The organism is Microcoleus sp. T2B6, assembly GCF_036700475.1.
In the GTDB taxonomy this organism is placed as follows: Bacteria; Cyanobacteriota; Cyanobacteriia; order Cyanobacteriales; family Microcoleaceae; genus Microcoleus.
The window spans coordinates 19,165-39,577 of sequence record NZ_JAUBOZ010000062.1 but is presented as its reverse complement, the minus strand read 5'-3'; the positions used below and the strand labels follow the sequence as shown (position 1 = coordinate 39,577).

The window sequence follows — 20,413 nt, the reverse complement described above, 5'->3', positions numbered from 1 at the left end:
TAGATTAGTGAAATTATGCTAAAAAATACATTCCGAAAGTGGTGGGATCTGCGGCTGCAAATTGCTCTTCTAGGTTTCGCTGTAACTGCCGCTTGGGGAGTTCGACAAACACAAGGTGCGGCCGTATTTGAAGTTTACAATTGGGTGACTCGTCCGTTTCACGCCAACGGATCAGCGCAAGAGGAACTCATCTCGGCGCGCACTCAAGAATTGCAAGCGCAGGTATTAGAATTAGACAATCAAAATCAGAAGCTAAAAGAGCTTTTAGGTTACGTTTCGGCTAAGAAACCAGCAGGGATTGTGGCTCCTATTGTCGGCCGCAGTGCGGGCCACTGGTGGCAGCAAGTAACCTTGGGGCGCGGCAGTAACGATGGCATCAAAACAGATTTTACTGTGATGGGCCCCGGCGGTTTGGTAGGCAGAGTTGTCAGCGTTACTCCTAATACTAGCTTGGTGCTGTTAGTCAGCGACGCTACGAGTCAATTGGGTGTGGGAATTACCCGCAGTCGCCAGATGGGTTTTATGCGCGGGAAAGGCGGAAATCAGGCTGTGATGGAGTTTTTTGATAATGTTCCCAATGTCAAGCCTGGGGATGTGGTTTCAACTTCTTCTTACAGTCAGTTGTTCCCTCCTGGTTTGCCTGTGGGAAAAGTGGTTTCGGTGGATATGAATAAAACTCCGGCTCCCGAAGCTGTGGTTGAGTTCTCTGCACCGATGAATGCTCTGGAGTGGGCGGTGGTTTACCCGCACTCTAAGCAAGCCGAATCGAAGGATTCGCCGAGTCAATCTTCAGCAGCATCTGAGGGATCACAGCAACAATGAAAGCTTTATCTCGGATGTCTTCGCGATCGCGCCAATTTCTCAACTTCGCAGTTACATTTCTATCTGTGATGCTGTGCATACTGATATTGCCTACTCGGCTGCCGGGAATGGAATTGCTGGGAATTGGGCCTAACTGGCTGTTAATTTGGTTGGTAGCTTGGAGTATTAAGCGGAAACGTACAGTTTGGGGATCTGCTAGCATGGGCTTGGTTTTGGGGTTTCTTCAAGATGCGATGACGGCTCCTCATCCCAGCCACGCTGTGAGTCTAGTAGTTGTAGGAGTCCTAACAGTTGTTTTGCAGAAAACCTGGTCGATTCCGGTAGATATTGTTGAGAGAGATCCGATCCCGATCGCGTTAATTGTGTTTGGGATGGCGGTGGTAGCGGAAACGGTGATGGGGCTGCAATTTTTTTCTATGGGCGATCGGGCTTTACTGGAAATTTGGAGCTATCACCAGCGAGTGGCTTTGTGTTCTGCTATTCTTAGCAGTCTTTGGGCTCCGGTGATTTATTTTCCGCTCAATCGCTTGTGGGAAATGACCAGGAATTTAGAAAAATCTTAGTCATTAGTCATTAGTCATTAGTCATTAGTCATTAGACCTCTCCAACAAATAAACTATCATGCGATCGCTTGTGCTGTGATTTCTCCACTCTTGCCATCGGGATGGAAGCGATATATCAGTACACGGTCGGCTTCCAGAGTATTTAGAATCTCTTCTACGGAGGTGCTAAAGATGTCTTTTGAGTTGAGAGATTGACGAATGCGAGAAGTAAAGTTGGCGTTGCTGAATAGCGGTATGAATTATTGAGGAACCGGAACATCCCAGAATTTCAGATAATGTAGTAACAATCTAATTGAGTGTCTCAGTAGTTATTCTGATTTGGAATAGCACAGTGTCTGGCGATGCAGTCGAGCAAGGTAGTGTCTAAGCCCTGGGGGGGTGACAACCCGCCTGAAACCAAGAGTGGATAAAGGGTGGGCTGATTTGTGGTAAAAAAAGATAGGCAGCCTGTGTTGTTACACGCTAGCCTATCTCAAAAAATATGTTACCAACATTTTATCAGACCCACTTACAAAAACAACTGACCCAGACCCAATTTATTCTACTCACAATCTTGCTCTCTTTGATACAATCCGAGAAACAAGTGAGATTAGAACGGCTCGCACTCCTTATTTCCCTATCCAATTACAACTGAAAGTCGGCGTCGCAAATTGCAGAGATTTTTGGAAATACCTCAATTAACGATCGTACGCTCTTTGGTTTCCCTTAATCACTTATTGGTTAACAACTTATTGCTCTGTGGGACAAACCCTATCAGTTTCGATAGAGCGGACTCAATGGGGCTGTATCAATCTTTTGACGATCGCCCTCATCTGGCAGAAAAGAGCCATCTCCTTATACTGGTGTTTGTTACCCAAATAGTACCAGGAACTTCGTTATATTTTCAAGGAGTGAGGGTCAGAAAACTAGGCTAGTAGCAGGATTTGAGATTGCTTGTAAATGGAAACGAAAATATAGCAATCCCAAACCAAATGTGAGAAACTAGAGAGGTAATAAATCTTAGTCAGATGCTGTATGAAACCACCCTGCATATCATAGGGAGTTAGGATGGGTAACTTTCTGGCTTAGGCATTCATCGATATCTTGTGAAAAGTCAAGTTGATCCGAGAAAGGATTTATATCCGGTAACTCATCTTCCAGCAGACGCAGACGGGGATAAAAGTAGGCAATGAAGGTGACAAAGATGCTAAATATACCCATGATGACATACATCAAACCAATACCGCGACCATGCCCAACACCAATAATTTGCCCAATGCTAGCTGCTCCCAACCCATCAGCAGCCATCAACGGTTCAAAAACTTGGTCGGCTAGTGGCCCTGATATCAGATAAGAAAGCGGCAGAAAACCCTGAGTCATCGTGGTACGGAATGCAAAGACCCTTCCCTGTACCTCTGGAGCAACTTTCTTTTGGAAGATGACTTGGATTGCACCATTAACGATTGGGAGTATAAAAAATATAAAGAAATTAGAGATAGTAAACAGAATCGGACTAGGACGCAAGCCAGCTAACACATAGAATAAACCAAAAAAAAGCATCGAGATAAATATGATATTTATCTGGCGCTGTAGTCCTCCCCACAAACTCATAATAAAACTACCGACTAACATCCCAGAGCTAGCAATAGAAGAGATTGTCCCCAGACTTTGAACGGAAGTGAACGAAAGTACCAGAGGTGTAGTTAGAGCTTCATCGAAACCGATGAGGAAGTTACTGATAGCAATAAATATGACTAACCCAATCAGTCCAGGTCGCTCAATTAAATAATTCCATCCAAAAGACACTTCTTTCCAGAATGAAGAGAATAACCCTACTTCTTCATTAGCTTCTTTGGTCTGAACTTCAGGGAACTTAACCAGTAGCAAACAAACCAGGGCAAAGCACAAAGTTGTCAGATCAATGATAATAACTCCCGGAATTTGGACAGTTGCCAGCAGTGCAGTTGCCAGCACTGGCGAGAGAATTTCCGCAATAGCCAACCTAATCTGCGTCATCGAACTAGCACGACCAAGTTGTTCTTTAGACACCAGTAATGTAGTGGCTGAAGAATAGGCGAGGGACTGAAAGGCACTGAAGCCGGAGCTAATAGCACTAATTAGGCACAGACTCCAGGCTTCTAGGTTGCCATTCATAAATAACCAGGCAATGGTTAAGGTACACAGACCAGCGCAGAAGTCACTAATAATCATGATCCAGCGACGACTCCAGCGATCGACAAACACTCCAGCAATGGGGGAGATAATAATCGCAGGTAAGGTCGTTGATAGAATCAGGAGAGTGAACTGGGTGTTTGAGTTAGTATGCTGATAAATCCAAATACTCAGAGCAAAACTGGTCATGCGAGAGCCAACCAGAGATAGCACCTGACCAATCCAGATCAAGATAAAAACACTCATGCTTTGAATCATAGATACCGGAGGATAAAAGAAAGGTTTGCCCTCAAATTATGCAAATTCAGAAACCGGGCTGGTTGGATGTTGGACAAGCTTCTCTAGAATTTCCTGGTAATTGCTAAACAGAAACTCAATGGTTTCATTTGTAAATAGCTCTGTGCTGTACAAGACTTTAATTTCAATGGTTGGGTTATTTACAGAAGGTGAAGAAACATAAATTTCTAGAGCATTTTCCTGAGACCACAAGCGGTGATCGCGCTTAATTGATACAAAGTCTACATCTAACATCCAGTCATGCCAATTTTGTGCGGGTAGCATGGTCACGGCTGCTGAGAGGTTAAGTGGTTGTTTGCTAGTGATAGCATTAATGACTTTTCGATCAGAAATTTCTCTATTGTTGATTGCTTCTGTGAAAGTTTCTTTCACCTGCTCAAAAAGAGCAAGTCCCGTTTGCTCAGATGAGATATGCGATCGCAAAATTACGTCGTTGATAAAGCAACCGAGCATTTTTTCGGTTTCTACTGTGCTACGATTACCAACTGTTGCCATGACTAAAATGTCATTTTTACCAGTGTACTTGAACAAAAGTATCTTCAGAGCAGTCAGAATGATGACAAAGATGGTGACTCCTTGAGAACGGCTGAGGGTTTCGATTGATGCCACAAGACTGGCTGGCAGAACTACAGAATAAATAGATGCGCTTCTACTGTTACAAAGCTGTGGTTGATTGCTTGACACCACATCAGATGCTAGTGAAGGATTAGTCAGTTTTTGCAGCCAATAAACAAGTTGCTGTTCTATTACCTTTTCATTAAAGTATTTCCTGTGCCAGAGGGTAAAATCTGCGTACTGAACAGGTAATTCGGGTAGGGGTGAAGGTAAACCGTTGGCAAAAGCTTTATAGAGTATTCCTAACTCCTCCAACAAGAGTCCAAATGACCACCCATCAGTGATGATATGGTGCATATTTAGTGTCAACCAATGCTCCTGTTGAGCTAATCGCAGCAAGGTTGTTTTGATCAGAGGACCCGCAGCTAGATTAAAATGGTGCTGATATTCCAGAGCAGCAAGTTTTTCGGCTTCAGATGTTCGCTCTCTGTGAGGTAGGTTTTGTAAGTCTACGATCTTCAACGGTATGGTTAGGGACGGGGTAATGATTTGTACGGGTTGACCTTCTACCACAGTAAAGGTAGTACGTAATATTTCATGACGGCGAATAATCTCATTGAAGCTAGACTCCAACACGCTTGCAGAGAGGGAGCCAGTGAAACGTAAAACAAAAAAGCTGTTGTAGGCGAAACTTTCAGGAGCTAATTGTTGTAAATACAATATAGGCTCTTGTGCAAAAGATAGTGGTATATATGTATCTCGTACTTGAGGGAGAAGAGGTGGTAAGGTGTTCGATGTCATACCACTTGCACTCTGCTCCTGTACCTCAAGCTGATGAGCAGTTATCACTTGACTAAGTGCAGCTATAGTAGGTGCTTCAAATAGAGAGCGCAGAGGAAGTTCGATCGCAAAACTTTCTCGAATGCGAGATATTACAGATGTTATCAGGAGAGAGTGTCCCCCCAATTCAAAGAAGTTATCATGGATGCCTACCTGCTGACGATGTAACACTGTACACCAGATTTCGGCTAATTGTTCTTCAAGCCAATTACGAGGTGCGACAAAAGCGGCTTCTAGTTCTGAATTTGTTGTCTCTGGCTTTGGCAGAGTTTGCCGCTCCACTTTACCATTAGGAGTCAGGGGTAAGGCTTTGAGCGTCACAAAAGCCGCTGGTATCATATATTCAGGCAGGTGTTCTTTCAGAAACTGACGCAATTTACTACTGGTCAATGTTTCTGTTTCACTCACAATATAAGCCATTAAATATTTATTTCCTGGATCGTCTTCCCGGACAATTACCACCGCTTGCTGAACTTGGGGATGTTGGCTCAGTGCCGTTTCAATTTCTCCTGGTTCAATGCGAAACCCGCGAATTTTAACTTGGTGATCAATGCGTCCCATAAATTCAACATTTCCATCTGGTAAAAAGCGTGCCAAGTCTCCAGTTTTATAAAGTCGCTCATCTTCCACAAAAGGGTTAGCAATAAATCGCTCAGATGTTAAGTCTGGACGATTGAAATACCCTCTGGCTAAACCTGCACCACCAAGGTAAAGTTCTCCTGATACACCAATAGGTACAGGTTGCAAATAGCGATCGAGAATATAGCTTTGGGTATTGGCGATCGCTCGACCAATAGGAACTGTTTCTGCTTTTGGTTCTATGTGCTGGATATGATACCAGGTGGAAAAAGTTGTATTCTCGGTAGGACCGTAAACGTGTAACAACTTTTGGGGCGCACCTGCTGCTAACAACTGTCGCACCCGCCGGGTGTCAACAGCTTCACCACCAAATAATAAGTAGCGTAGGGATGCAAATGCTAACGGCACTTCTTGAATCATTTGGTTAAACAGTGCCGTAGTGATAAATAGGGTTGTAACTCCCTGAGTTTGTAAGCTGCTGGCAAAATCTCGCGGTGAGAGGACTGTTTCTCTTTCCAACATCGCTACTTTTGCACCATTGAGTAATGCTCCCCAAATTTCAAAGGTAGCAGCGTCAAAGGAGGTATTAGAAGCTTGGGCGATGACATCTTTTGGTTGTAAATCTATATAGTCCGTATTTCGTATTAATCGCACCACCCCGCGATGAGGAACCATCACACCTTTAGGTTGACCTGTTGACCCTGATGTGTATATGACATAAGCCAAATTATCGGCGGTGGTATTACACTTTAAGTTCTGCTGGCTCTCTTGGCAAATTACAGACCAGTCGCTATCTATACAAATCTGCTCAACAGTGGTCAGTTGTCCCCATAGCTGCTGTTCTGTCAACAGTAAAAAGGCTTGTGCATCTTGGAGCATAAACGCCAAGCGCTCGCTGGGATAGGTGGGATCTAGAGGTAAATAAGCACCACCAGCTTTGAGAATCCCTAGCATGGCTACGATTGTATTAGGCGATCGCTCTAAACAAATTCCCACCAAAGTTTCTTCACCCACACCCAGCTTTTGCAAATAATGTGCCAGTTGATTGGCTCGATGATTTAACTCCCGATAGGTGAGTTGTTGATTTTTGAATCCTACCGCTACCGCATTAGGCGTTTTTTCTACTTGCTCCTCAAATAATTGATGGATACATTGATGAGGATAATTAGTTTGGGTCTGATTCCATTCAATTAGTAATTCATGCTGTTCTGCTGCTGTTAGTAATGGTAATTGCCCCACGCACTCGTCTGGATTGGTAGCGATCGCCTCTACCAAGGTTTGAAAATGCTCTGCCATCCGTGCAATGGTGCCAGCATCAAACAAGTTGGCATTATATTCAAATGCCCCCCTGAGTTCTGAGTCTATTTCCTGCATCGACAGGGTTAAATCAAAAGTCGCACCTGCGGTCGGTCTGTCTAATTCGATCTGCGTTACACTCAAACCGGGCAATTCCAGTTTTTCCACTGGGGAGTTTTGCAATACGAACATCACCTGGAATAGCGGACTGTGGCTGAGGAGACGTTGTGGTTGCAGAAATTCAACCAGTCGATCGAAAGGTACATCTTGGTGAGAGTAAGCATTGAGCGCAACCTGTCGCACCTGAGCTAGAAGTTCTCTAAATGTGGGGTTGTTCTCTAAGCCGGTGCGTAAAACCAGAGTGTTGACAAAAAAACCAATTAATGACTCAAGGGCTGGACGGTTGCGGTTAGTAATAGGAGAGCCGATGACAATATCTTCCTGACCAGTGTAGCGATAAAGCAACGTCGCAAAAGCCGCTTGGAGAGTCATAAATAGCGAAGCACCTGACTTCTGACTTAGGGTTTTCAGCTTGCTAGTCAGGTCATAACCCAACTTAAACCTCTCGATGCTGCTACGAAATGTCTGGATAGCAGAACGCGGTCGGTCTGTTGGTAGTTTTATTACAGGTGGAGCATCTGCTAATTGTTGTTTCCAGTAGTTTAGCTGGGTGGTGATAATATCATTTTGCTGCCACTGACGTTGCCAGTAAGCGTAATCTGCATATTGAATCGGCAAATCTGGTAAGGGAGAAGCGGCATAAAAATTAGACAATTCTTTAAAGAAAATTCCCACTGACCAAGCATCAGAGATAATATGGTGCATTGTCACCAGCAACACATGGGACTCTGACTCTATGCAAATGAGTTTGACTCTTAATAAAGGTGCAGTGCTTAAATCAAAAGGTTTTGTATATTCTGCGGTAATTAATCTTTGTAATTCAGTCAGTCGCTCAACTTCTGGTAATTCTTGTAAGTCCACTAATGGTAAAGTAAATGGTAGAGTTGCAGCAATAAATTGCACTGGTTTTTCATCTACCATGCCAAAGGAAGTACGCAGGGTTTCATGGCGTTGAATAATTGACTCTATACCTTGTTGGAGTGCTGTTAAATTCAGCCGACCAACTAAACGCAACGCTCTGGCAATATTATAGGCAGCATTTGCCCCTTCCATTTGGTCGAGAAACCAAAATCGCTGCTGAATCAAAGATAAAGGTAATTCAACAGAACGGTCAAGTGACTCTAATATTGGTAAGGTTTGATTTTGCTGGTTGTGATAATAGGAAGCTTCAATATGTTCGCTTAAACTGGCTACAGTAAGCGATTCAAATAAAACGCTGACCGATAATTCCACAGATAAGGCTTCGCGCAATCTAGATATAACTAAACTGGCAAGCAGGGAATGTCCTCCCAATTCCAAAAAATTATCATAAATACCTACTTTTTCCAGTCGTAAAACTTCCGCCCAAATGTTAGCTATAACTTGTTCTTTTGGGGTACGGGGTGCAACAAAGTTACGAATCTCAGCAGATATATTTGGTGCAGGTAAACTGTTGCGGTCTAATTTGCCGTTGGGTAATACTGACAGTTTCTCCATCAGCACAAAGGCATTAGGAACCATATAATCTGGTAGTTTTTGCTCTAAAAAACTGCGGATTTCTCCCCAATTAAAGGCTTGATTGTTAGCTACAATATAGGCTACTAGGCGCTGGTCTCCTGGGATATCTTCTCTTACAGTGACTATACCTTCCCGGATATTAGGATGAAATTTCAATACTGATTCGATTTCTTCCAGTTCAACTCGCATCCCCCGGATATTTACCTGCAGGTCGATACGACCAAGAATTTCTAAAGTACCGTCGCTTGAGTAGCGAGCTACATCACCAGTTTTAAAAAGTCGCTGTTGTGGATTAAAGGGATTAGAGATAAAATTTTCTGCATTGGCTTGAGTCCGGTGAAGATAGCCACGAGCTAAGGTAGAACCTGCAACATATACTTCACCAGATTCATTAGTTTTTACTGGTTCAAGATGGGAATTGAGTACATAAACCTGCTGAATGTTTTCCAGAGGATGACCGACTGGGACATATCCCTCTTCCAGGTTGCAGTCCTCTGGAATGGGATAAAAACCATGTCCAATAGTTTCTGTTTGACCTAAAACATTAAAAAAGCGGGGTGGTGTTTTAAAGAGGTTGCGTAACTTTTTAATTAATTGATAGGGTAGTAATTCGCCACCAAATACTATTAATCTTAATTTTGATTCGCTTAATGCTTCAGTATATTTTATATCTAAGCTTTCTAAAGCCATCAGTCCATAACGCCACACGGAAGGTACACCATCAGAGATAGTGACACCCTGTGTTTGGATTAATTCAAATAGGCTCAGGGGAGTTCTAGTTTGTTCACGGGTGGCAATGATACTTGTAGCACCTTGGGATAAAGGCAAGAATAATTGTCTGACTGAGGCAGTAAAAGAGAAAGAAGCTGTGTGGAGATAAACATCATTGCTATTAACTGGTAATATTTTAGCGATCGCTTGCAAATAATATCCAACACTGGCGTGGGGCATTTGTACTCCTTTTGGCTTGCCAGTAGAGCCAGAAGTATATATTAAGTAAGCGAGATTTTCTGGTGTCACATCACACACTGGATTCTCTTGGCTTTGTTGCTCAATTTTCTGCCAGTCTGCATCAAGACAAATCACTGAAGCGGTAATAACAGGTAGTATCTCTATCCACTCTGTCTTAGTTAAAACCACTTTTAAGTTAGTATCCTCTAACATAAATGCCAGACGTTCTTGGGGATAAGCAGGGTCTAAAGGAACGTAAGCTCCACCCGCTTTAAGGATACCGAGAATTCCTATAATTACTTCAATAGAGCGCTCTACGCATAGACCCACCAATACCTCTGATCTTACCCCCATCACTTGCAAGTGATGTGCCAATTGATTAGCTTTTGCATTCAATTCTCTGTAGGTCAATTGCTGGTTTTTAAATACGACTGCTACTGCATTAGGTGTTTTTTCTACCTGGTCTGCAAATACCTGATGAATACACTTGTTTTGAGAATATTTCATTTCTGTTGTTAGATGTGAATCTTGATTAAAGACAGTGGTCTGATGGCGTGAATCTAAGGGTTCTTTGTTCATATTAACTGCTATAAAATGACGGCAATAACTATTTTTTAGTAGCGCGAATCCATTACTATTATACTTAACCACCTATAGCTGTTCTCAATTAAGTAAATGCCAGATGGGAAAATATCAACAGTGAGTTAAAAGGCATTTACATCAGACTGACTTTTTGCTGATTCCCTGCCTAATTGCTCTCAAAGGCTGTAAAAATATATTGGTGACACTATTAAACAAATTTGATTCTCCATTGGCTAAACCAAAGCTCAATTTTTCATAGTTGCTTGGCACGTATAAACTGCAAAACATCAAGTCCCAAAATGCGAAAATATAACTAAAGTTTTTATCATAATGTTTGGGGTCTACACTATGATGAATTTGGTGTTGTGCTGGACTGATGAAAATATGACTGAGCCACTGAGGATAAGCTAACCAGATATGAGAATGACGCAAGTTATATCCTGCTAAATAAAAGATAAAAATCTCAAAGCTGACTCCATAAACTAATAGCTCTTTCATCGCGTTCCCAAATAAGTACATCCAGATGCCCGCTCCGAAATTAGTGATTGTAACAATCGTTATTGTACCTAAAAACAGCTCGAATGGATGAATGCGATATACCGTCAATGGTGTGATGACTTCGGCTGAATGATGTACTTTATGGAATTCCCACAAAATAGGAATTTTATGAGCCAGATAATGGTAGAAAAAATTAGCAAAGTCACCTAATAATGCTAAAAAAATGCTGAATATGATATGCTGCCATAATTGGGGAATCGTGACGACAAAAGGTGTGGTGATGCCCGTAATTTGGATCAAAATTTGGCAAGTTATATCGGCAACATTTGCTACAAATAGTGTTGTTGGCACTACGAAAAATATCTCGAACAAGGAAATACAAAAAAAATATTTGTATTGAGTAATAGATGAGGGATGTAAATAAACTTCTTTAGGTAAAAGGTATTCTAGTAAATTTTTCTGTTTGTCCCGATTTGCTGAACCAAATATATATAGTATTGTCGCCAGTAAAACACTTGAAAGCACATACAACCAATAAATTCGAGATGATGCCAGAAATGGTATTTGAAATGGATACAAAAGACTGTTGAATATTTCCTTCATTTTTGCTGTGTTGCCAAAATTTGACTTAGAGACAATGTATGTACTTACTTAAAAAGTGGGCGTTGCTTAATACAGGTATGAATTGAAGAGTTCGGAATTGCCACAAGCCAAGTAGGGTGGGTTTTGTAACTTTAAGCAAAAAGTTGGTTCATACCGTTAATCAGCAACGCCGGACGGTCTTATTGGTCTATGACGTTCCGCTACGCCCTCGTCCCAAGGGGACACAGGCAAGGGACGCTATCGAGGTTTCTCGTCTCAAAAATATCAATTTTGCACCCTGAAAAGCTTACTACATATTGCATCTACACACCTCAACGGAATTATGGGGTTTTCAAGGTTTGGGCTAGGTGTGTAGATGAGCATCAACACATTTGAGAGAATCATATATTACTTTACCTGTAACTGTCAAGATTTTGTCAAAACCTTTAATTGTTGTGAGCGGGAATATTGTCATTCTACTATTACTTGTTGGCCCGAACCTAATAAGTGATGAACGGCAATAATCAAGTCGCTGAGAATGAAATTAGGCTGGTGCTTTTGCAGTTGATAGCGGCTGCGAATTCCGCAGGTAACGGCAATTGTAGGTATTCCCAATGCTTTGCCCGCGAGGATGTCTGCTTCTGTATCTCCGATCATCCAAGCCGAACCCAGCGATGACTCAAATTCTTCTGCAACTTCAGCCAACAATTCAGTTTTTAAGGCTGTATAGTTGTGATAGGCGGCATCCGCCATCTGACTGCCGCGAATGCTGGTAAACAGTCTGGCTAAACCGTAATTTTGTAACAGTTGAACGGCTTGATTTCTCGGCCGCAGGGTGACTAAAATCAGCCGCACGCCGCGGGAGTGCAGAAGTCCGATCGCCCATTGCACTCCCGGCTGGATGCGATCTAAGTGCAACAAGTCTGGCTGATTGACAATCCGACTCACGCATCCTAGAAAAGCGTTAATTTCTTCTCCCGACAAGCCGGAACTTTTGGCTATTTCAGCATCGGGCACGCGGTTTTGCTTCATCTGCCAAAACTGCTGTTTGCTGAGGATTTGAAGGTTGAGGTTGATTCCCCGATCGAGATAAGCTGCTTGAGTATCGGCCAATCCCTGTTGATATGTGGCATAGTAGCGATCGGACACATCGACTATGGGCCCGTCTAAATCGCAAAATACCGTCATCCGGGGGGACGACTCAGCCTCTGATGGTAGCTTGTACTGAAGGTTTTCGGAGTCTTGCGCGACAGCAGTTAACATAAAACGTTAAGTAAATCTAGGGAGTTATACATTTCTTGACTCTAGCAAAAAATGTATAAGTTATAATACATAAATTATAATGCTTTTATTAAAAAAACCTATGATTTTTTTGAGGATGGGGTTCGATAAAGGCGATCGAGCCTGCGCGTGGATAAATTCAAGGGAAAAAGTGATTTTTGTGGCTGTTGATATATGCTTTAGCCATTAAAGTTTAGAATTAAGTTTTTAGTCTTCTGTAATTTACCCATGCTCAAACAAAGCGATTTTGTTAGGAATTCGGACACTAATCGAGTAGAGGTGCTGTCCGAAGCACTGCCTTACATTCAACACTTTGCCGGTCGCACCATTGTGGTCAAATATGGCGGTGCGGCGATGAAAGATAGCAATCTCAAAGACAAGGTGGTTCGGGATATTGTGCTGCTAGCTTGCGTGGGGATGCGTCCGGTTGTGGTTCACGGTGGCGGCCCGGAAATTAATATTTGGCTCGAAAAATTGGGAATTGAGCCGCAATTTAAGGATGGTTTGCGGGTGACTGATGCGGCGACAATGGAAGTTGTAGAAATGGTTTTGGTGGGTAAAGTAAATAAGGAAATTGTTTCGTTAATCAACCAAGCTGGCGGCAAAGCAGTGGGATTGTGTGGCAAAGATGCCAATCTGATTCAAGCTCGTCCAGATGGCCGGGAAGGAATTGGATTTGTTGGTGAAGTCAGCGGCGTGAAAATCCAGATTTTGGAGTCTTTGGTGAACAGCGGCTATATTCCGGTGGTGTCGAGCGTGGCAGCGGATGAAAAAGGTCAATCTTACAACATTAATGCTGACACAGTGGCTGGGGAAATTGCGGCTGGTTTGGGAGCAGAAAAGTTGATTTTGATGACTGATACGGCGGGAATTTTGGAGGATTATCACAAGCCGGATAGTCTGATTGCTAAGTTAGATATTCAGGAAGCTAGACAGTTGGTTGAGTCGGGAGTCGTGTCTGGGGGGATGATTCCGAAAGTTAATTGTTGTGTGCGGAGTTTGGCTCAGGGTGTGAAGGGTGCTCACATTATTGACGGTCGAATTCCTCACGCTTTGCTGCAAGAAATATTTACGGATGCGGGGATTGGGTCGATGATTGTGGCTTCTGAGTTTAGCAGCGCGAACTTAAGGCCTAAGTAAGGCCTATATCCTAGCGTGGGGCGGGTGCGTGAAATGGGTAAACTCGCTGCGATTGCGTATATCCTAACTAAACCTGCCCCTAAAAACCTTGAGAAGGTACTTCTGGGGAATTACTTCAACTAATTCTAACCGTTGTTGGATTTCAGCTTTTGTTAAACTATGATCAAACACTTTAGAGTTTTGGATTCTGTTGCGATTCTCAAGCCGATTTCAAATACGCGATTAGCGCTAGTGGAACCCGAATACGCATCTATTTCTAGTTTGCCAGTTGGACTTGTGGGAACTATTATTGAAGTGTATGATACGGAAAAGGAATGTCAGTATTTAGTGGAGTTTGCTGATAGTCAAGGAAGTGAATATGCTATGGCTATGTTGAAAGCTGATGAAATTTTAGTTCTGCAATATGAACTTGCAGTTGCTTAGTAATGTGAGGAGAAGAGAAGTTAGATAAGGGCGATCGCACTTTGGGAAAAAAGGGCGATCGCCTTTTAGTTTGGTACTTAAATCGCGCCCTCATTTAACGCAATACGGTTCAGTTAAGCTCGATCCCCCCTAGCCTAGGGCGGGCACGGGGAGTAGGGGTAGCACCGCCCCTACTAAGGGGAGTAGGGGGTGGGACAAGAACTTATTCAAAGTCAACCCCTACTCCCCTTCTTAAGGGGGATTTAGGGGGATCTCCGAGGAATAAATAGTTTTAACTGAACCTTATTGTCATTTAACGTGCAGCTTCAGCTTGAATTTCTCGAATAATAGTTGATATTTCTTCGGCTGACTCAAGGTGTCTAGCCAAAACTTGAGCAGTTTTGTCCAGCAAGCGTTCTGAAAAGACTTTAGCTAAGTCTTCCCGTAAGCCTTGCCCTATATAAAACTTAAGCAATGCTTCTACAGACATATCTCGATTAGCCGCTATTTTCTCAAGTGATGCTAAAGTATCTATTGGAATGTTTAGCGAGACTATTTCCGCTGTACGAGGTCGCAATTGCAATTTTATTTCTTCTTCAGAATTGTTCATATAATTTCCTTTCAGTGCGGGTAGCAGGACGGGAAGAAATGATGCGTATTCGCAAGCTGCGTTCTACATAAACAACCAGTAATAGGCGTTGAGTGCGGGAGTAACCCAGGATAAAGTTACGCTGTTCGTCATTAGCCGTTGCATCTCCCTCCTGATAGAAGGGATCGAAGAAAACTTCTGCGGCTTCTTCAAAGCTAACGCCATGCTTTTCTAGGTTAATCTGGAATTTGTGTGTGTCCCATTCAAACTCAACGCCTTGGAGTCTGTACACACTATCCATGCTTTGATATTAACATTATTTAAATAAGAGCGATCGCACTTTTTCAAAATCTGACAAATCGCGAGCATAATCAAGACAAGCATCTATCTGTTCTTTGAGTAGATCGGGAAACTCGTCGATAATTTGTTCGACAGTATTATTTGATGCTAAATAACCTAAAATCAGAGTAACGGGAATTCTAGTGGCTTTGATTCTTGGTTTACCTCGCAGTACGTCGGGGGTACTAACGATATGTTCTCTCCAGTTTACGGGCATAACTTGTCCTTTCTGAATCTGATAAGTTATATTTTAACTTAGGGATGGCGATCGCCATTGGAGATTGGGGATAAGAGAGGGGCGATCGCAGAACCGATGGATGAGAAAGAGGAAAAGGCGAGCGTGCTGAATTTGTTGGTGTTAATATGAAAGAGGTTAAACATTACTGATTAAGAGCCTTTAACTAAGATGTCTAAGGAATCAGTCATCACAGAACATATCGAAATTACACCTGGCGTACTTGGTGGTAAGCCACGCATTGCGGGCCATCGAATTGCTGTAGCACACATCGCCGAAATGTATCTGAAAATGGGAATTTCTGTAGAAGAAATCGCCGGCAAGTATGACTTACCACTTGCCTCAGTTCATGCTGCAATGACCTACTATTACGATCATCGAGAAGAAATTGATCGTCGCACGGCTGAAAGTCGAGCTATTGTGGAAGAATTAAAGCGCAATAGTCCACCATCTCCGTTACAAGAAAAATTGAGGGCAATTAGAGGTGAGTGAGCAAATTCGTTTTCATTTAGACGAACATATTGACTCTAACATTGCGCGCGGTTTGCGTCGTTACGGGATAGATGTTACAACAACAGTTGATGCAGGATTGCGTACTAAAAGCGATGAGTCACACCTGGCATTTATTCGGGAACAGCAGCGCGTGATAGTAACTCACGATGACGATTTTTTAATTATGGCAAGCGATACCACAGATTATCCGGGGATTGTCTATTGTCCTCCTAATTCTCGTTCTGTGGGCGAGATTATCCGTAGTTTGATTTTAATTTATGAAGTGTATGCGCCTGAAGAAATGATCGGGAGGATTGAATATATTTGACATCATTGTAAGCCGATCGCACTTTCGGACAATAAGGACGATCGCACTTTAAAAAAGCAACAATTGCGCTACCCCCAAGACATTATCAGACTGCTTTGAGGTATTGCGTTACAGGCTTCAAATCGATGTCATCGTTGTCAGTCAGTATTTTAAATAAATGACGGGGGATGCCGGCTGCAATCAAAACTTCCAAATCGCGATCGAGCTTTGACGAGTCCTCATAAAGACTTGCCTGACTTACGCAAGCTAAACAGGCTTTTCATTCTCCCGTGAACTCAATGCAAAAAGCGATCGCCCATTGATAGAGTTTCAGTGCTACACTAAAATTACAGCATTGTTCGGTGGCAATTACGTGATACCCTACTTGCACGAGGAAAATATATGGTAACTACGCTCGAAATTGACAAAACTCTCCTTCAAGAAGCCCTTGATTTGAGTAACCATCCAACACCTACTACATTAATCGAAGCAGCTTTACGCGAGTACATTCAACGTCGCAAACAACTAAAAGTAATGGAATTGTTTGGTACTATTGACTACGATAATGAAAATTAGGTGATGTTACAGTGTCATCAACAAAACCGAGTTTTAGGGTAAGTTATAATCAAGATCGATGTGTCCGGTTAATCTATCATGACTACACAATCTGCTTCGCGTTATGTCGCACGTCACCCTGAAATCTTGCAAGGGGAACCAATTATCGCAGGAACGAGAACTTCGGTTCGTGCGATCGTGGAATTGTGGCGCTTGGGTATCACTCCTGAAGAAATCCCGATGCACTTACCTCATCTGAAATTAGCTCAAATTTTTGACGCACTGAGCTTTTATTTGGATAACCAAGAAGAAATAAATACTTATATTGAGCAGAATCGAATTCCTGAAGAATTGATTCATCCTGCTGTTAAAGCTGCAATGAAAAAACCGTGAAACTATTTGCAACTATTCATACAGATGAAGATGTTTCTAGGCTGGTAGCTACTTTGCTTCGGGCTAGGGGTTTTGATGTGACGACAACGAGCGAACAGGGAATGTTGAGTCAATTTGATACCCAACAATTGGCTTATGCTGCATCTGTCGATCGATGTTTGCTGACTCATAATCGCGTGGATTTTGAGCGATTACACCTAGAATATATGACAGAAGGACGGGAACATTCTGGGATTATTGTGACTCCTCAAAAGAACGCCTATGAAATTGTCCAACGGGTTGCTATTCTGTTAAATACGTTAACGGCTGATGAAATCGCCAATCAGCTTTTATATGTGTAAATTGAGCGTCTCTTGAAAGATTAGCGATCGCACTTTGGGATAAAAAGCGCGATCGTACTTTCGGAAAAAGAACAATTGCGCTACACTCAAGACATTATCAGACTGCTTTGAGGTATTGCGTTACAGGCTTCAAATCGATGTCATCGTTGTCAGTCAGTATTTTAAATAAATGACGCGGGATGCCCGCTGCAATCAAAACTTCCAAATCGCGATCGAGCTTTGACGAGTCTTCGTAGATGCCGGCAAACTGACTAACGCAACCTAAAGATTCGTCTTAAGGCATTTTTTACAGGTCACTGAAGAGTCTGTACATCAGGATATGCCAGAATTTTTGCATCAGCAGTTAGTAAGGGACACCCACAAATCCTCGCCGTTGCCACAATGATTTGATCTGCTGGATCGCGGTGAAAACCTGTGAGTTTAGTTGACTCGACAATGATGGGAATGGTGAGTTCGAGTAGCTGCACTCCGGGATAAGCCAAAGCTTGTTTTAACCACTCATCAACTGTAACGGACAAAGTAAGTCTTCCCATTTCTACTAATTTAGCAACCTCCCAACAAGAAATGATGCTGATTCCTAAACCTTGAGATTGATATTGTTGTATCCAGTCCCGATGTTTCTGAGTCAGTCGTGTGTTATCGTCAACCCACCAAACCCATATATGAGTATCTAGTACAATCATTGTAACACTTCCCAATCTTCCAAGGAAACCGCAGGTTCAAACGGCTCATTATAGCCACTGACAGTGCCTCGCAAAGGATATAGAAAAGTATTTTTCATGGTTTCATTTACCAAATTTAGATAGCTAATGAATTCTCGATATCCATCCAATTCTGTTTGTTCTTCGGGAGTGAGATTTGATGCTTGTTGTTGAGCTGTTAAAGTTTGAATTCGTTCCTGGGTTTGAATAGAAGCGCTAAATATTAAGAGTCCGTTGACCAACTCAATGCGGACAGAACCTTCGCTGGGCAAGCTGTTGGGTAAGTGAGGCAGCTTGATGGGCAAATTAGCAATCATGGCATTAATTGACTGTATTTGATGTTGATTTTTTAATTATACCGATCGCTCTGTTGAATTTGACAGTTGTTGCCATGCTGAAATTATAGGGCGATCGCACTTTGGGAAAAAAGGGCGATCGCCCTTTTGGTTATTTGGGAGAAAAGGGCGATCGCTAAACCTACCTTATAAAAAACTAATCAAGACCAGTTAATCGGTACATTGCGATCGATACTATAACCCTGAGCAGTCAGAGTATTGTACATACTGTCGGTCATTTTGGCGTTAAAGAAATCGTGATTCATTAGGCTGACCACAGATTCATGGTCAAGACCTAGAGTATGACCAATTTCATGCATTGCTAGTCGAACTAGCGAATTATTATTGACAATCTCGGAAAATCGACTGGGGTTAAGCCGAATATTATTCTGATAATCAACTCCGTTTATGTCAACGTCTGACCCAGAAAAGTTAGTTCGATAATTCCGAGCAGAGTCCCTATAGGAGTCGGCGAACCAGCCTGAACTAGCAGTTGGACTCTTTACAACTGAAATCTTTAGAACTCCACTAGAGTCCTTATCTTTAGTTATTATCCTCTCCCAATTTTGGGCAGCTTTTTCCATCTGGTTTATTTGTGATTGAGTAAATCCTCCTCTGGGATAAGAAAGTTGGATATCGATATCTGGATTACCAGGCTGAGGTTTAGGCTGTACCCAAACATAAATAGCCTCGACTCGTTTAGACTGGCCACGAGTACCAGAAAATTGACCATTTCCGACTCTGGGAGTGTTACCTATTCCCTCTACATGAGCCTGATAAAATACATCATATTTAGATGCTTGCGAACCAGTGAGACGGATGGCAAATCCCTCGATCCGTCGAGATTGACCTTTTGTACCAACATACTGTCCTTCTCTCACCCAAGATGTATCACCGGTATCTTGAACATGAGCCATGTACTCCATGCTTAAGCCGGGAATTGGAGAATCAAGATTTATCTGAAACCCCTCTAAACGCCTTGACTGACCTGTAGTACCGGCAACAGCACCTTCTGAAAAGGTTCTGTCACCAAGATCCTGTATATGAGCAACTGTTCTCAATCCTGGGTCTGGAAGGGATGCTTTTTCTACCTGAATTTCTTTACCATTTAAGTGAATCGTTGCACTATCATCCTCAGCTTTTAAACTTGCCAAATCCCTCGCATCAAAAGTTTTCCCCTGAACAACCGCCGCAAAAATCGCCCCCTCATCCCCCAGTGAATCCGTAAGATTCAACCGCGCATCAACAGAGTGTCCGATTTCTTCCAGCAACACATCCGCAACCGCCGCCGGATTCGCCGCATTCCCCGCCAAAAATTCCTTCGATACATAAATCGTATCCGTCGCTGCTGCAAAAGCCCCATTCGCCCCATCAATCTCAGCAGACGAGACAACCTTCACCGGCGGAATATCGCTAAAATCTCCCTGAAACCATTCTTCAGCTAAAGCTTTCGCAGCCGCAGCATCCCAGTTTTCCCCAAAAGGCACATTCAGCTTAGCTGCGAAATCTGGCTGGGCCGCAAACTTACTCAAATCCCCATAAACCTCTGACATCGCCTGACCTGTTAGCAAATCGACAGAGCTATCCGGTAAACTGCTGTTGGAGTCCGCGATCGCCCCATTAGCCATCCGCGTTAGCGCAGCATCAGGCAAGATCATATTGTCATAGGCTTCAGGCATTAAAGTCGGGAGATTAACTTCCTCACCGACACCGCCCGTTAGGACGCGGTTAGCATCTAGCTGCGGGATAATAGCCTTAGTCGGTTCTAGGCTGGCATTCCAAGGAGCGATCGCACTTTCGTTATTGAATTCAGGCGTGAAAAAATTAGACACGTTATTCCCTCGTGTTGATTAGAGACAAGTACATAGACTTGCCCTGTGTTTGCTTGGATTAAATAAACTGTTGTTGTAAAAGCCGATCGGCCGATCGCCCTCATGAACCCTTAGCCCCGATGAACCGCAACAGTAGCG

Annotated in this window: 19 protein-coding genes and 1 pseudogene; 9 read left to right on the top strand and 11 right to left on the bottom strand. The window is 42.9% G+C overall.

The annotated features are described in order from the left end of the window. Window positions 1-15: 15 nt before the first annotated feature. Window positions 16-822: a rod shape-determining protein MreC gene (gene mreC / locus QUA00_RS23685; protein WP_333411305.1), complete on the top strand. Its 807-nt coding sequence runs from the start codon at window positions 16-18 to the stop codon at window positions 820-822. Beyond that, window positions 819-1,385 (top strand): rod shape-determining protein MreD, encoded by a 567-nt coding sequence (gene mreD, locus QUA00_RS23680; RefSeq protein ID WP_333411304.1) that lies wholly within the window; start codon window positions 819-821, stop codon window positions 1,383-1,385. Before mreC ends, mreD begins: the two co-directional genes overlap by 4 nt. A 239-nt stretch (window positions 1,386-1,624) precedes the next feature. Here mreD and QUA00_RS23675 read toward each other — a convergent pair. From QUA00_RS23675 to QUA00_RS23655, 5 genes and pseudogenes are all read right to left on the bottom strand, one after another. After that, window positions 1,625-1,753, bottom strand: a pseudogene (locus QUA00_RS23675) (IS1 family transposase); the annotation flags it as partial. 664 nt (window positions 1,754-2,417) lie between these two features. Continuing rightward, window positions 2,418-3,794 carry an MFS transporter gene (locus QUA00_RS23670; protein ID WP_333144397.1) on the bottom strand — a complete coding sequence of 459 codons (1,377 nt, stop codon included), beginning with the start codon at window positions 3,792-3,794 and terminating at the stop codon, window positions 2,418-2,420. Between the two features lie 36 nt (window positions 3,795-3,830). Then, complete coding sequence (locus tag QUA00_RS23665) at window positions 3,831-10,178, bottom strand: amino acid adenylation domain-containing protein (RefSeq protein WP_333411303.1); 6,348 nt, start codon at window positions 10,176-10,178, stop codon at window positions 3,831-3,833. Window positions 10,179-10,391: 213 nt separating this feature from the next. Next, window positions 10,392-11,354: a sterol desaturase family protein gene (locus QUA00_RS23660; protein WP_333144399.1), complete on the bottom strand. Its 963-nt coding sequence runs from the start codon at window positions 11,352-11,354 to the stop codon at window positions 10,392-10,394. Between the two features lie 450 nt (window positions 11,355-11,804). Beyond that, a complete protein-coding gene (locus tag QUA00_RS23655; protein ID WP_333282081.1) occupies window positions 11,805-12,596 on the bottom strand; it encodes an HAD family hydrolase in 792 nt (263 codons plus the stop codon). 246 nt (window positions 12,597-12,842) lie between these two features. Here QUA00_RS23655 and argB point away from each other — a divergent pair, with 246 nt between their 5' ends. After that, entirely contained in the window at window positions 12,843-13,754 is a 912-nt protein-coding gene (argB, locus tag QUA00_RS23650; protein WP_333144401.1) for an acetylglutamate kinase, read from the top strand. Window positions 13,755-13,934: 180 nt separating this feature from the next. Beyond that, window positions 13,935-14,177 carry a DUF4926 domain-containing protein gene (locus tag QUA00_RS23645; RefSeq protein WP_333411302.1) on the top strand — a complete coding sequence of 81 codons (243 nt, stop codon included), beginning with the start codon at window positions 13,935-13,937 and terminating at the stop codon, window positions 14,175-14,177. A gap of 292 nt (window positions 14,178-14,469) precedes the next feature. On the opposite strand, the gene QUA00_RS23640 is transcribed toward QUA00_RS23645, so the two are convergent. From QUA00_RS23640 to QUA00_RS23630, 3 genes are read right to left on the bottom strand one after another with little or no spacing between them, the layout of a single operon-like run. Then, window positions 14,470-14,766: a hypothetical protein gene (locus QUA00_RS23640; RefSeq protein WP_333411301.1), complete on the bottom strand. Its 297-nt coding sequence runs from the start codon at window positions 14,764-14,766 to the stop codon at window positions 14,470-14,472. Beyond that, window positions 14,753-15,046: a BrnT family toxin gene (locus QUA00_RS23635; protein WP_333411300.1), complete on the bottom strand. Its 294-nt coding sequence runs from the start codon at window positions 15,044-15,046 to the stop codon at window positions 14,753-14,755. The genes QUA00_RS23640 and QUA00_RS23635 overlap by 14 nt, the downstream gene beginning before the upstream one ends. Before the next feature lie 15 nt (window positions 15,047-15,061). Continuing rightward, entirely contained in the window at window positions 15,062-15,301 is a 240-nt protein-coding gene (locus QUA00_RS23630) for a DUF433 domain-containing protein (RefSeq protein WP_333106277.1), read from the bottom strand. Between the two features lie 189 nt (window positions 15,302-15,490). Between QUA00_RS23630 and QUA00_RS23625 the strand changes: the two genes are divergently transcribed. The 5 genes from QUA00_RS23625 (at window position 15,491) to QUA00_RS23605 (ending at window position 17,407) form a co-directional block, all read left to right on the top strand. Beyond that, entirely contained in the window at window positions 15,491-15,811 is a 321-nt protein-coding gene (locus tag QUA00_RS23625; RefSeq protein WP_333106278.1) for a DUF433 domain-containing protein, read from the top strand. Further along, window positions 15,804-16,139, top strand: coding sequence for a DUF5615 family PIN-like protein (locus QUA00_RS23620; protein WP_193971742.1), 336 nt, complete (start codon window positions 15,804-15,806; stop codon window positions 16,137-16,139). Before QUA00_RS23625 ends, QUA00_RS23620 begins: the two co-directional genes overlap by 8 nt. A 381-nt stretch (window positions 16,140-16,520) precedes the next feature. Then, entirely contained in the window at window positions 16,521-16,694 is a 174-nt protein-coding gene (locus tag QUA00_RS23615) for a type II toxin-antitoxin system VapB family antitoxin (RefSeq protein WP_333218573.1), read from the top strand. A gap of 78 nt (window positions 16,695-16,772) precedes the next feature. Beyond that, window positions 16,773-17,066: a DUF433 domain-containing protein gene (locus tag QUA00_RS23610; protein WP_333411299.1), complete on the top strand. Its 294-nt coding sequence runs from the start codon at window positions 16,773-16,775 to the stop codon at window positions 17,064-17,066. Continuing rightward, entirely contained in the window at window positions 17,063-17,407 is a 345-nt protein-coding gene (locus QUA00_RS23605; protein WP_333260331.1) for a DUF5615 family PIN-like protein, read from the top strand. Before QUA00_RS23610 ends, QUA00_RS23605 begins: the two co-directional genes overlap by 4 nt. A gap of 293 nt (window positions 17,408-17,700) precedes the next feature. Here the strand turns inward: QUA00_RS23605 and QUA00_RS23600 are convergent, their stop codons facing one another. From QUA00_RS23600 to QUA00_RS23590, 3 genes are all read right to left on the bottom strand, one after another. Further along, window positions 17,701-18,090 carry a type II toxin-antitoxin system VapC family toxin gene (locus tag QUA00_RS23600; protein ID WP_333144409.1) on the bottom strand — a complete coding sequence of 130 codons (390 nt, stop codon included), beginning with the start codon at window positions 18,088-18,090 and terminating at the stop codon, window positions 17,701-17,703. Beyond that, the gene (locus QUA00_RS23595) at window positions 18,087-18,425 is read right to left on the bottom strand and encodes a hypothetical protein (RefSeq protein WP_333282099.1); all 339 of its coding nucleotides are present in this window, start codon (window positions 18,423-18,425) and stop codon (window positions 18,087-18,089) included. Before QUA00_RS23595 ends, QUA00_RS23600 begins: the two co-directional genes overlap by 4 nt. Window positions 18,426-18,604: 179 nt before the next feature. Then, window positions 18,605-20,275 (bottom strand): hypothetical protein, encoded by a 1,671-nt coding sequence (locus tag QUA00_RS23590; RefSeq protein ID WP_333411298.1) that lies wholly within the window; start codon window positions 20,273-20,275, stop codon window positions 18,605-18,607. Between the last annotated feature and the right edge of the window lie 138 nt (window positions 20,276-20,413).